Raw genomic sequence first — 12,588 nt, 5'->3', positions numbered from 1 at the left:
TTGAATGGTCAGACGAGTTTGATCACCGATGCCGGCGGCACCGGCGCATAGAGTGCTTCGATAATCTCGTTGCGATGCTCCAGCACCGCGCGCTGGTTGATCGAGCCTTTGTCGGTGACCTCGCCGCGATCGATCGACAGCGGCGTGTCGAGCAGGATCGCTCGCGCGATCCGGTTCGACGAACCGGTGGCACTCGCAAACACACGCGCGAAACGCTCGCCGAAGGCGGCACGCACCAATGGATCGTTGGCCGCGGCCGCGATGTCGCCAGCGGCAAGCTGCGGATTGATCAGCCGGCAGCCATCGAGATCGAGGACCACGATCGCCGCGAGCTCGTCGCGGTTGATTCCTGCGATCACGACGTCGCGCACCAGCGGCGCGCAGGTGCCGACGAAGCGCGCCCGCAACGGCCCGACGCTGACCCAGGTGCCGCTGGCCAGCTTGAAATCTTCGGCGATGCGGCCGTCGAAATCGAACCCGGCCTCGAGATCGCCGGCGTTGGCGGGCTTCAGCGCGTCGCCGAACTTGTAAAAACCTTCCTCGTCGAACGCCTTGGCGGTCAGCTCGGGCTGCCGCCAGTAGCCCGGCGTCACGTTCGGCCCCTTGGCGCGCACCTCGAGCTTGCCGTTGTTGGGCACCAGCTTCGCATCATTGCCCGAGACCGGAAGCCCGACATGGCCGGAGCGGCTGGTATCGGGCCGCACCGACATGAAGAACGGTGAGGTCTCGGTAGCTCCGAGCCCGGTCAGCATGGGCACGCGATAGCCCTTCTCCTGCACCGCGAGCGCATCGAGGCTGTTCCAGATGAACGGCGACAGCGCGGCACCCGAGAAGAACATCGCGTGCAGCCGGTGGAAGAATTTCGCCCGCAAGTCTCCATCGTCGCGCAGGTAAGGCAGCAGCGATTCATATCCTTTGGGCACATTGAAATAGACTGTCGGCGAGATCTCGCGCAGGTTTCGCACGGTCTCCTCGATGCCGCCGGGCATCGGCTTGCCCTCGTCGAGATACATCGAGCCGCCGTTATAGAGCGTCAGCCCGACATTGTGATTGCCGCCAAAAGTGTGGTTCCACGGCAGCCAGTCGACGATGACAGGCGGCTCGTCCTTCAGGAACGCCAGCGTTTCGCGCAGCATCACCTGGTTGGCGCAGATCATGCGCTGGGTGTTGATGACGGCCTTGGGATTGCCGGTCGAACCCGACGTCAGCAGGAATTTTGCGATGGTATCTGGACCGATCGCGGCGTGGGCCGCGTCGAGGCGCGGATCCTCCGGCGTCGCCATCAGATCGGCGAGCCGCGTCACGTCGCGGCCGGGCACGGCGCCGCGGCTCGCCGCGATCTCGACATCGGAGCCGACATTGGCGCGCAGCGCGTCGGCGAACTTGTCGGCGTCGTCGACGAAGACGAGGCCCGGCGTCAACAGCTTGATGACGAAGCCGAGCTTGCCGTAGTCGCGCGACACCAGCGAATAGGCCGGCGAGACCGGACAGAACGGAATTCCGGCATAGAGCGCGCCGAGCGCGACCAGCGCGTGATCGATCGAGTTGCCGGACAGGATCACGATCGGCCGCTCAGCCGACAACCCGCGCGCGATCAGCGCGGAGGCGATGCGCCGGGTCGTTTCCAGCAATTGCGCATAGGTGATCCGGCGCCAGCCGCCGCCGGCTGCACGTTCGGCCATGAACACGCGGTTCGGCTCGGCGTTCGCCCAGTGATGCAGGCGATCGGTCAGGCGAACGGGATAATCGGCGAGATTGAGCTTGGGGCGAAGATAGATCGTGCCGTCGTGACGGCGCTCGACGGTGACGTCGGGATTGCCGAACGAGATCGGGCGCAGCGGATACGCATTCCCAGCGGACGCAGACGCAGATATGTCAGCCTTGGCGCTCATGTCGGCTTCACCTTGGCGGTCTTGCGATCCAGAAAGGCGCGGATCCGCTTCTTGGCTTCCTTGTCGCTCTGCGCGACCGTCGCCATCAGCGATTCCATCAAGAGGCCGGTCTGCGGATTGGCTTCGGCGATCATCGGCAGCGCCTGCAGCACGGCGAAATTGGTCAGCGGCGCGTTGGCGGCGACGCGCTCGGCAAGCTCCAGCGCTTTCGGCAGCGCGCCGTCGGTCTCGGTGAGATATTGCGAGAAGCCGTAGGCTGCGCCTTCGGTTGCCGAATAGACCCGGCCGGTCAGCATCATGTCCGCCATCCTGGGCACGCCGATCAGGCGCGGCAGCCGCACCGATCCGCCGCCGCCGACGAAGATGCCGCGCTGGCCCTCGGGTAGCGCGAAATAGGCCGACGGCTCGGCAACCCGGATATGTGCGGCGCAGGCCAGCTCCAGCCCGCCGCCGATCACCGCGCCCTTCAGCGCGGCGATCACGGGCACACGGCAATACTGGATGCGGTCGAACACGCGGTGCCACATCTGGGAATGCACCAGCCCCTCGGTGGCGTCGCGCTCGGTCAGCTCGGAGAGATCGAGGCCGGACGAGAAATGATCGCCGACGCCATGGATGACGACGGCGCCGACCGCGTCGGGAATCGCGGAGAAGCAATCCCGCAGCGCCAGGATGATGCCGTCGTTCAGCGCGTTGCGCTTGGCGGGCCGGTTGAGCCCGACCGTCAGCACGGCCCCTCGCGTCTCGACCCTGAGCAGCGAGGCGTCACCCGCGTCGGCAGCGTTTCCCATGGCGTTATTGTTTCCTGGTTAGAATAGTTATGTTTTATAACGATTAGCGCTGGAGTCAATACTGGTCACGTCGTGCGACGCAGCCTGCCACCCTACCTTGGGGGGTCGGCTCACATGAAGCGAAGCGGAACGGGAGCCGGGGGTGGGGTGACGATCTCTCCACCCCGACAGTGCCCGTGTGGAGAGATCACCCCACCTCGCCGCGTATTACATGCGCGTCAGTCCTCTCCTCCAGGGGAGGATGAAGGCGGAGCCTCACAGCACCTGATGCACGTCGATCACGACGCGGTCGGCGTGGCGGGCGGCGGAGGCGATGAAGATGTGCTGCATCAGCCAGCGATATTTTTCGGCGCCGGTTTCGAATCTCGGCACGGTGCGGAAATAGATCAACTTCGGATCGACCGGCTCGCCGCGCTTGAGCTTCTCGAGCAATTCGACCGGCCCGAAGCGGATGCCCTTGTTCTCGACATAGACGACGGCGCCGTCGTCGGTCTCGAAGGCGTATTTTGCCTCCAGCTCGATCAGCTCGCTCGGCCGGATGATCTGGAAGTCGGCGCCGAAGGGAAGCACCTTGCCGTTGACCGTCTCGCCCCTCACCTCGCCGCCGACGATCGGAACGATACGGCGGACGCCCGCGCCGATGTCGCCAGCGGACGTCACCTCCGCGATCCGGGCGGTGATGGTGAAGACGTATCGGGTCTGAAGTTCCGTTGCCATGGGTTAGCCTATCATGCGCTGCGGCAGCCAGGTCGCGAGCAGCGGGAACAGGATCAGGATCACCAGCCGGATCAGATCGGTGATCACGAACGGCAGCACACCGACGAAGATCGTCGACATGTTGACGTCCTTGATCACGCTCTTGATCACGAACACGTTCATGCCGACCGGCGGATGGATCAGGCCGAGCTCCACCGTCATGACGATGATGATACCGAACCAGATCGGGTCGAAGCCGAGCGCGGTCACCACCGGAAACACGATCGGCACGGTGAGGATCACCATCGCCATCGCATCCATCAGGCAGCCGAGCACCAGATACATCATCAGGATCAGCGCCAGCACGCCATAGGGACCGATGCCGAGGCCGGTGAGAAATTCAGTGACGTGCTGCGGCGTCTGGGTGATGGTGAGGAAATAGCCGAAACAGAGCGCGCCGATCAGCACGGTGAACACGGCCGCCGCGGTGCGCGTCGCCTGCAGCAGCGATTGCAGGATGCCGTCCTTGGTCAGCTTGCCGCGCAGAAGTCCGATGATGAAGGCGCCGACCGCACCGACCGCACCTGCCTCGGTCGGGACGAAGAAGCCGCCATAGAGGCCGCCGATCACGAACAGGAACAGCAGCAGCGGCGACCAGACGTCGCGCAGCGCCATGAAGCGCTCATGCCACGACGCCTTCTTGCCCGCCGGCAGGAAGCCCGGCCGGGTCACGCCGATGATGCCGATCGTGATCATGTGCATCAGGATCGCGAGCAGGCCCGGCACCACGCCGGCGATGAACAGCTTGCCGATGTCCTGCTGGGTGATGATGCCGTAGACCGCGAGCACGGTGGACGGCGGCAGCATCGCCCCGAGCGTGCCGCCGACCGCGATCACACCGGTCGCGAACGATTGCGGATAGCCGAAGCGGCGCATCTCGGGATAGGCCACCGCGGAGAAGGTCGCGGCGGTCGCCACCGAGGAGCCCGAGATCGCGGCGAAGCCGCCGCAAGCCGCGATCGTCGCAATGCCGAGCCCGCCCTTCCAGTGGCCGACGAAGGTGTTGGCGGCGCGGAACAGCTCGCGGCTGATGCCCGAGACGGACACGAAGGCGCCCATCAACAGGAACATCGGGATCACGCCGAAGGAATAATCCGTCACCGTGCGCATCGTGGTCTGGCCGACCAGCTTCAGCGCCGGGGCAAAGCCGGTGAGATAGCCAAAGCCAGTAATGCCGACGAGGCCCATCGCCATGCCGACGGGAACACGCAACAGCATCAGCACGAACAGGCTGACGAAGCCGATGACGGCGACGGCCTCGGGACTGAGGTCGAGACTCATGGCCGTCTACTCCGCGGTCTTGATCTTGGCATCGTGGATATCTTCCGGATGGAAGATCAGGCGCCAGGTGCGGATCGCGATCAGCAGCACGGCGGAGACGTCGCCAAGCCACGACACCAGGAAGAACGGCCAGACCGGAACGCCGAGATCCATGGTGACGATGTGGCTGTTTTTGGTGTCGATCACCTTGTCGACCAGCGTGTAGGTCTGCACGCTCACCACGAACAGCAGCACCAGCGTCGCGAAAATATCGATCCAGCGCTGATGGCGCGGCGAGGCATTGGCCCAGACCAGATCGACCGTGATGTGGGTGCCGCGATAGCTCGTCGCCGCAATGCCCCAGAAGATCAGGATGCCGAGCAGGAACTGACCGAAATTGTAGTAGTCGGGAATCGTCACCGAAAAGAACTTGCGCATGAACACCGCGGTGAAGGTGTTGAGCGCGACGACGCCGACGAAGAAGGCCGCCACCCATTCGATCGAATCGATGAAGCGGTCCATGAAGTTCTTGCGCACCGGCTCGGGTGGACCGGTGATCGCGCCGTCCTGGGTGACTTCGGCAGATTGCGTCATGCGCTGCTTCGATCGGCTCCCTCGCCGCGCTCTTGCGGGGAGAGTGTTGGGGTGAAGGGCTGCTTCCACGAGTAGTGAATGCGGCGAGACCTGTACCCCCTCACCCGGATCGCATCTGACGATGCGATCCGACCTCTCCCCGCAAGCGGAGAGGTGAAGGGGAGCGAAATCAGATCCCCGCCTCGTACTTCTTCAGCGTGGCCTGCAGGTCGGCCTCGATCTTCTCCGCATCGCCGCCGGCTTTCTTCACGGCCTCGGCCCAGCTGTCACGCAGCGGCTTGGCCGCCTTCTTCCATTCGGCGAGCTGCTCAGCGGTCAGCGGATAGACCTCGTGGCCTTGCAGCGCCTTCATCTTGGTGCGGCCATTGGCTTCGAACTCGGTCCAGGGGTCGGTGACCTTGGAGGCCCATTCCGGCGTGCAGTGATCGTCGATCACCTTCTTCTGGGCATCCGACATCGCGTTATATTTGGCGAGGTTCATGTTGTAGGTGAACACCGTCGTGTAGAGAGGCACGTCCATGTGATACTTCACCACCTTGTCGATGCCGAACAGGAAGATCGAGCCCCAGGGGAAGGTGATCTCGTCGGCGACGCCGCGCTCGATCGCGTCGCGCGATTCCGGCGCGGAGGCCTGCACATTGGTGCCGCCGAACATCTTCACCATCTCGCCGATGGTGCTCTGGGCGGGGCGCACCTTGACGCCGGAGAGGTCGCTCGGCAGCAGGATCTTCTTCTTGCCGTGCAGCGCACCCGGATCGTGGATGAAGGCGAAGCAGAGCTTGGTGTCCTTCATCTCGGTCGGCGCGTATTTGTGGTACCACTCGTTCAGCGCCAGCGTGCCCTTTTTGCCGTCCGAGAACACGAACGGGAGCTGACCGGCGGCCGCGATCGGGAAACGGCCGGGCTGATAACCGGGATTGACATAAGTGACGTCGGCGATGCCGTCGCGCGCCATGTCGTAATGGTCGAACGCCTTGCCGAGCTGCTCGGACGGAAACACGGTGACCTTGATGGAGCCGCCCGAGGCCTTCTCGATGTCGGCAGCCCAGGCCTGCGTCGCCGGCACCAGCGGATGCGCCGGCGGGACCCAGAGCGACACTTTGAGATTGACCGTCTTGTCCTGCGCCTGCGAAGGACCTGCGGCCGGCACGACGGCTGCGGCTGCCATCAGCAGCGCCAGCAAACTCTTCCTCATCACGTCTCCTCCTCTCCAGGACGGGCTTCCTGCCCGGTCTCATTACTTAACATGTTATCTAGTTCGCGCGCATATTCAAGACGAAATCCACGAGCCGGGACGCCTCGTCGCACCCGGTCCCTCGCCCATCTTGCGCTGCGGCGAACGCGGGCCCCTGCGCAAATCCGCCTTGCCAAAACTGTTATATGATATAGTTGCCTTGGCAAATTGACGGCGACCGCCCCGGCGCGAGCGCCCGGCTGAAAGCCTATCCGATCGGGAGGAGCACGTATTGCGGACAAAAGTAGCAATCATAGGCGCAGGCCCGGCCGGACTGTTGCTTGGGCAACTACTTCATACTTTCGGTGTAGACAACGTCATTCTCGAGCGGCAGACGCCGGATTACGTGCTGGGGCGGATCCGCGCCGGCCTGCTCGAGGAAGGCACGGTGTCGCTGCTCGACAGCGTCGGCGCGGGCGCCCGGCTGCACCAGGAGGGCCTGGTCCATCACGGCGTCGAGCTGGCGTTCGGCGGTGCGCGGCACCGTATCGACATGCATGCGGCGACCGGCAAGACCGTGACCATCTACGGCCAGACCGAGGTCACGCTTGATCTGATGAACGCGCGCAAGGCGGCCGGCCTCACCTCGGTCTACTCCGCGGCCGACGTCACGCCGCACGATTTCGATACCGACCATCCGCGCGTCGCTTACGTCAAGGACGGCGTCACCCACGAAATCGCCTGCGATTTCATCGCCGGCTGCGACGGCTTTCACGGCGTCAGCCGCGCCAGCGTGCCGGCATCGGCGATCACCAGCTATGAGCGGGTGTACCCGTTCGGCTGGCTCGGCATCCTTTCAGAGACGCCGCCGGTCTCGCCGGAGCTGATCTACAACAATCACGAGCGCGGCTTTGCGCTTTGCACGATGCGCTCGACCCATCGCAGCCGCTATTACGTGCAGTGCCCGCTCGACGATCATGTCGATCAATGGTCGGACGCGCGGTTCTGGGACGAGTTGAAGCGACGGCTCGACCAGAAGGCCGCCGACGAGATCATCACCGGCCCGTCGATAGAAAAGAGCATCGCGCCGCTGCGCAGCTTCGTTGCCGAACCGATGCGGTTCGGCCGGATGTTCCTGGCCGGCGACGCCTCGCACATCGTGCCGCCGACCGGCGCCAAGGGGCTGAACCTTGCCGCCAGCGACGTGCATTATCTGTCGCAGGCATTGCGCGAATATTACGACGAGAAATCCGCTGCCGGCCTCGACGGCTATTCGGCCAGGGCGCTGGCGCGGGTCTGGAAGGCGGTGCGCTTCTCCTGGTGGATGACCTCGATGCTGCACAAATTCCCCGACGAAGGCGAATTCGCCGCACGCATCCAGATCGCCGAGCTCGACTATCTCGTCAGCTCGAAGGCGGCATCGACCTCGCTGTCGGAGAACTATGTGGGGCTGCCGTTATAGATAGGTCGCGGCTTCTTTCGTCGGGCAACCTCGCCGTTACGCCCTCGGCCGTCATACCCCGCGCATGCGGGGTATCCAGTACGCCGCGGCGTCTCGATTCATGCCGTGCGGTCTCTGGAATACTGGATCGCCCGCTTTCGCGGGCGATGACAGCTGAAGACGTGGCGACAGGCCAGGGCCGCATTCAAACACCCGCGCAAATCCCGTTTAAAACTTTGTAGGCGGTGAAACCGTCATCGACATCGCGTTCAATGGCGTCAACCCGACGACATATGCGAGCTTCAGATGAGCACCGATGCACAAGCCGCCCCCGATATTCCTTTCCACCTCCCCGAGGGCTTCGAGCCGCTATTCCGCAAGAGCCCGCTCACCGAGCCGTGGGAGCCGCTCTACCAGAAGAAGACCGAGCGGGCCGTCATCATCGGCCTGCGGCTGGCGAGGCCGCATACCAACGGCCGCGGCCTGATCCATGGCGGGCTGATTGCAGCGCTCGCCGACAATGCGATGGGCTATAGCTGCGGCCAGGCGACCGGCTGGACCACCTCGTATGTGACGATCTCGCTCACGGTCGATTTCGTCGGCTCCGCCAATGTCGGGCAGTGGCTCGCGATCGAGAGCGACGTGATCAAAACCGGCAGCACGATCTGCTTTGCGCAGAGCCTGATCAAGGCCGACGGCGTGACGATCGCGCGCGCCAGCGGCACGTTCCGCGTGGTGCCGAAGAAGCCGCCGGTGAGCTGAGCGCTTTCGCGAGAAGCTAACTGAAGTGCCAGTCGGTGATCTCGGTGACGAGATCGATGAAGGTCCGCACCTTGGCCGACAACAGCCGGGATGTCGGGTAGACGACGTGGATCGGCACCGGCGGCTGCTCGAACGCGGCGAGCACGATGCGGACCCGCTTGGCTTTCAGCGATTCGGCGGCCTGGTAGGCCATCACCCGGGTCAATCCGCCGTCCTGCTCGGCGAACTGGATGGCGGCATCCGAGCTGTTGCTGGTGAAGCGCGGAGTAGGCGTAATGCGGATCTCCTGGCCGTCCTCCATGAAGCGCCAATCCGGTGCCGCGGTGATGGCGCCGAACTGGATGGTGTCGTGAGCGGCGAGGTCGGCCGGCCGCTTCGGCTCGCCGCGAAGCTTGAGATAGCCGGCGGAAGCCACCACGATGCGGCGCATCTGGCCGACATGCCGCGCCACCAGGGTCGAATCCGGCAGGTGCCCGAGCCTGACCGCGAGGTCGACGCCGTCCTCGACGAGATTGATGCGGCGGTCCGACAGTCGCAGGTCGACGCCGACGTCGGGATAGCGCTTCAAATAGGCTGATACGACCGGGCTGACATGCAGCCGCCCGAAGCCGAACGGCGCCGAGATCACGAGGCGGCCTTCGGGGCGGGTGCGCTCGCTCTCGACCGCATCCTCGGCCTCCTCCACGTCGGCGAGGATCCGCCGCGCCCGCTCCAAATAGCGCGAGCCGGCGTCGGTCAGCGTCACCTGCCGCGTGGTCCGCTGCAAGAGCCGCGCGCCGAGCCGCTCCTCCAGCGCCGCGATCAGCCGCGTGATGGCGGATGGCGACAGGCCGAGCTTGCGGGCGGCGGGGGCAAACCCTTCGAGGTCCGCCACCGCGACAAAAGCCTGCATGGCGTCGATTCGGTCCATGAACTATTGCATAATCGGCAACAGTGAAGTGTCAATTCACAAGATTGCTTACGATCCGGAAATACCCATCTTGCGACTCGAGGACGACCGCTTTGTCGCCCATGGCGGGAGACTGAGATGTCAGACGCTGGCAGCTATTCGAGCGACGTCGGGTTCACCCCGGCGGTGAAGCAAATCCAGGCCCGCAAGGGGTCGCGCGCAACCTATGCCGAGGTTGAGGCCCATGGCGGCTGGCAGACCGAGGTCGACGAGAACCTGGCCGCGTTCCTCGCCAACACCAACAGCTGCTATCTCGCCACCGCCTCGGCTGCCGGCCAGCCCTACATCCAGCATCGCGGCGGGCCGAAGGGCTTCATCAAGGTGCTCGACAAGCACACCATCGCGTTCGCCGACTACAGCGGCAACCGGCAGTTCATCACCCAGGGCAATCTCTCGGAGAACCCGAAGGCCTATATCTTCGTGATGAATTATGCGTACCGGCAGCGGGTGAAGATCTGGGGCGAGGCGCGCGTCGTGGAAGACGATCCGGCGCTGACGCGCTCGCTGATGCCGCAGGGCTATCGCGCGCGCCCCGAGCAGGTGATCCTGTTCAAGGTCACGGCGTGGGACACCAATTGCCCGCAGCACATCCCGCAGAAATTCGACGCGGCCGACGTCGCCACAGCGCTCGCCTCACGCGATCAGCGCATCGCCGAGCTCGAGGCGGAGCTCGCCGCGCTGAGGGGCGAGCCCGCTCCTGCCCCTGCCGGTTAGGCCGCCTGCTGCAGCGGCGCCCAGGCGAACTCCGGATAGTACTGCTGCATCATCCGGCCGACATAGGCGGTGAGATTGTCGAACTTTTCAGTGCGCTCGCGCAGCGGCGAATCGAAGAACGGCGTCAGGATCCCCGCCAGTGCCCCGAACGCGGTGGCGTCGGTACCGCAAGGCGCGTTGCCCATCAGATAGGGCTTGTCGCCGAGTTGCACCGACAGCGCGAACAGCGAGCGGATCGCGAGATCGACGTCCTCATCGGGTCCGTGACGGCCGAGCCCGCTCAGCAGATAGTTCTCGGCGACGCGAAACTGGGCGTCCTCGCGCATCTTGTCGCGCAGATGATCGGGCGCGCCGTCGAAGAAATGCGCGGGTCCCTTGGCGAAATTGGTGTCGTCGACCCAGCGCGCGCCGACCAGCGCCCAGTAGACGTGATGCTCGATCATGCGCTCGAAGGCCCAGGCCTGCGCACGCGCCTGCAGGCTCAGCGGCGCATCGAAATCGAAGCCGTATTTGCCCTCGATATGGGCGCGAATGAAGGTCGAATCGGCGATCGTCTCGCCGTCATCGGAAATGAACGGCAGCTGGCCCTTGGGAGACGCCGGCGGCATCGCCTTTTCCTTAACGTAGGCGAGCCCGGCCATCTTGAGCTGGACCTCGGTCTTGGTCACGAAGGGGCTGATTTCAGGCAAGCCGAAGCCCGTGCCAAAGCCAAAAAGCGTAATCATATGAAGCTCCCGATCGCCAATGGTCGTGAAGTGAAGCTAGCCGGCCCCTGCTGCCAGCATGGTGTCAGCAGTAGTGGCATTCACTGCCGTACGGGCCGATCGGCGCGAGGCGGCGAACCGCCTCGCGAACGCGCTTGACCAGCCGTGCCCGCCCGTAGGACCAGGCTGCGCTGATGGATTGAGCGACCAGCGCGACCAGGGCCCAGCGCAGGTCGCCGGAGGTGGAGTAGACCGTGACCAATTGTTCCAGCGCAAAGCTCTGCGCTTGCCGGAAACCGAGTTCGTCAAGATTCGTCATGGACAAATTCCCTTCACTTGAGGTGTTGTCCTGATATAGCCCCCACCTACTGCCAACATGCTGTCAGCAGCAGTGACAGGGGGCGCGAAAAGGCGACGCGTCGAGACACCGCAAGATCCGTCAAGACACTCGTCAAGACAGCTGCCAAAACGACGACAACAGACGCCTGCCAAGAGAGCGATCAAGAGAATTGCCATGAGACGCGCCGACCGGCTGTTTCAGATCATCCAGGTGCTCCGCCGCACCCGTAAGCCTTTGACCGCGGATGCGATCGCAGCCGAACTCGAGACATCGAAGCGGACCATCTATCGCGACATCGCCAGCCTGATCGAGCAGCGGGTGCCGATCCGCGGCGAGGCCGGCATGGGCTACATCCTGGAGAAGGGTTTCGACCTGCCGCCCCTGATGCTGACACCGGACGAGATCGAGGCCTGCGTGCTCGGCGCGCAATGGGTGGTCGGTCACGCCGATCCGGCGCTGGCGCGCGCGGCCGAGGACCTGATGGCCAAGATCGCCGAGACCGTGCCCGACCGCCTGCGGCCGTTCGTGCTGGAGCCGGCGAGCCGCGCCCGCTCCGCCTGGAACAGGGAGCCCGACCGCATCGACATGGTGAGGACCCGCAGCCAGATCCACGAGGGAAAGAAGATCACGCTCAACTATCGCGACGAGCACGGCCGCGACTCTGAGCGCACGATCTGGCCGATCGCGGTCGGCTATCACGAGGCGGTGCGGCTGCTCGCCGCCTGGTGCGAGCTGCGCAAGGATTTCCGCAGCTTCCGCACCGACCGCGTGGTCACGGCTGTTTATCACGACGAGAAGTATCCGGAACGGCGCGACCTGCTCAGGGCGCGCTGGCGGCGCAGCCTGGTGTGGGAAGCACCAAGGGACACGTGATGGCTGGCAACGCGATCGAGACAGAGGACGCGAGCCCCTGCCGGTCCTGCGGCGCCTGCTGCAGCTATTCGGAGAATTGGCCGCGCTTCACTATCGAGGACGACGCCGAGCTCGACCTGATCCCGGCGCAATTCGTCAATGCGCGACAATCGGGGATGCGCTGCGAGGGCGACCGCTGCTCGGCGCTGTCAGGCAAGATCGGAGAAGCGACGCGCTGCGAGGTCTATGCGGTAAGGCCGGAGGTGTGCCGAACCTGCTTGCCGGGCGACGCGGAATGCGCCATGGCGCGGCGCCGGCATGGGCTGCCGCTCATCCCGAGCGCGCAGCCGGGTTGAGCA

General features: G+C 64.6%; 14 protein-coding genes. 5 read left to right on the top strand and 9 right to left on the bottom strand.

Annotated elements, in window-relative coordinates:
- Window positions 1–8 precede the first annotated feature (8 nt).
- The 6 genes from ACVISU_RS24160 to ACVISU_RS24135 form a co-directional block, all read right to left on the bottom strand.
- Window positions 9–1,892, bottom strand: coding sequence for a feruloyl-CoA synthase (locus ACVISU_RS24160; protein WP_456708537.1), 1,884 nt, complete (start codon window positions 1,890–1,892; stop codon window positions 9–11).
- Window positions 1,889–2,683, bottom strand: a complete 795-nt coding sequence (locus ACVISU_RS24155; RefSeq protein WP_456708536.1) for a crotonase/enoyl-CoA hydratase family protein — start codon at window positions 2,681–2,683, stop codon at window positions 1,889–1,891. Before ACVISU_RS24155 ends, ACVISU_RS24160 begins: the two co-directional genes overlap by 4 nt.
- A gap of 255 nt (window positions 2,684–2,938) precedes the next feature.
- Window positions 2,939–3,400: a DUF3237 domain-containing protein gene (locus tag ACVISU_RS24150; protein ID WP_050403923.1), complete on the bottom strand. Its 462-nt coding sequence runs from the start codon at window positions 3,398–3,400 to the stop codon at window positions 2,939–2,941.
- A gap of 3 nt (window positions 3,401–3,403) precedes the next feature.
- Window positions 3,404–4,720: a TRAP transporter large permease gene (locus tag ACVISU_RS24145; protein ID WP_050403922.1), complete on the bottom strand. Its 1,317-nt coding sequence runs from the start codon at window positions 4,718–4,720 to the stop codon at window positions 3,404–3,406.
- A 6-nt stretch (window positions 4,721–4,726) separates the two neighbouring features.
- Window positions 4,727–5,236, bottom strand: a complete 510-nt coding sequence (locus tag ACVISU_RS24140; RefSeq protein WP_050403946.1) for a TRAP transporter small permease — start codon at window positions 5,234–5,236, stop codon at window positions 4,727–4,729.
- Window positions 5,237–5,462: 226 nt separating this feature from the next.
- Window positions 5,463–6,488 (bottom strand): TRAP transporter substrate-binding protein, encoded by a 1,026-nt coding sequence (locus ACVISU_RS24135; RefSeq protein WP_456708535.1) that lies wholly within the window; start codon window positions 6,486–6,488, stop codon window positions 5,463–5,465.
- Window positions 6,489–6,759: 271 nt separating this feature from the next.
- Here ACVISU_RS24135 and pobA point away from each other — a divergent pair, with 271 nt between their 5' ends.
- Entirely contained in the window at window positions 6,760–7,929 is a 1,170-nt protein-coding gene (pobA, locus tag ACVISU_RS24130) for a 4-hydroxybenzoate 3-monooxygenase (RefSeq protein ID WP_050403920.1), read from the top strand.
- Window positions 7,930–8,214: 285 nt separating this feature from the next.
- Entirely contained in the window at window positions 8,215–8,670 is a 456-nt protein-coding gene (locus ACVISU_RS24125; RefSeq protein ID WP_050403919.1) for a PaaI family thioesterase, read from the top strand.
- A 16-nt stretch (window positions 8,671–8,686) separates the two neighbouring features.
- Here ACVISU_RS24125 and ACVISU_RS24120 read toward each other — a convergent pair whose 3' ends face one another.
- Window positions 8,687–9,580: a LysR family transcriptional regulator gene (locus tag ACVISU_RS24120; RefSeq protein WP_050403918.1), complete on the bottom strand. Its 894-nt coding sequence runs from the start codon at window positions 9,578–9,580 to the stop codon at window positions 8,687–8,689.
- Between the two features lie 117 nt (window positions 9,581–9,697).
- Between ACVISU_RS24120 and ACVISU_RS24115 the strand changes: the two genes are divergently transcribed.
- The gene (locus ACVISU_RS24115) at window positions 9,698–10,333 is read left to right on the top strand and encodes a pyridoxamine 5'-phosphate oxidase family protein (protein ID WP_050403917.1); all 636 of its coding nucleotides are present in this window, start codon (window positions 9,698–9,700) and stop codon (window positions 10,331–10,333) included.
- Here the strand turns inward: ACVISU_RS24115 and ACVISU_RS24110 are convergent.
- Together ACVISU_RS24110 and ACVISU_RS24105 are read right to left on the bottom strand one after the other, a co-directional pair.
- Window positions 10,330–11,058, bottom strand: a complete 729-nt coding sequence (locus tag ACVISU_RS24110) for a glutathione S-transferase family protein (protein ID WP_456708534.1) — start codon at window positions 11,056–11,058, stop codon at window positions 10,330–10,332. The genes ACVISU_RS24115 and ACVISU_RS24110 overlap by 4 nt on opposite strands.
- Before the next feature lie 64 nt (window positions 11,059–11,122).
- Complete coding sequence (locus tag ACVISU_RS24105) at window positions 11,123–11,356, bottom strand: hypothetical protein (RefSeq protein WP_456708533.1); 234 nt, start codon at window positions 11,354–11,356, stop codon at window positions 11,123–11,125.
- A 195-nt stretch (window positions 11,357–11,551) separates the two neighbouring features.
- Between ACVISU_RS24105 and ACVISU_RS24100 the strand changes: the two genes are divergently transcribed.
- Together ACVISU_RS24100 and ACVISU_RS24095 are read left to right on the top strand one after the other, a co-directional pair.
- Window positions 11,552–12,250: a helix-turn-helix transcriptional regulator gene (locus ACVISU_RS24100; RefSeq protein ID WP_028336549.1), complete on the top strand. Its 699-nt coding sequence runs from the start codon at window positions 11,552–11,554 to the stop codon at window positions 12,248–12,250.
- On the top strand, window positions 12,250–12,585 hold the full coding sequence (locus tag ACVISU_RS24095; protein ID WP_456708532.1) for a YkgJ family cysteine cluster protein: 336 nt from the start codon (window positions 12,250–12,252) through the stop codon (window positions 12,583–12,585). Before ACVISU_RS24100 ends, ACVISU_RS24095 begins: the two co-directional genes overlap by 1 nt.
- Window positions 12,586–12,588: the final 3 nt, after the last annotated feature.

The sequence above is a fragment of the Bradyrhizobium sp. USDA 4452 genome, assembly GCF_054063575.1.
Note: the sequence above shows the minus strand (reverse complement) of the source record. Positions and strands in the feature narration are given on the sequence as shown.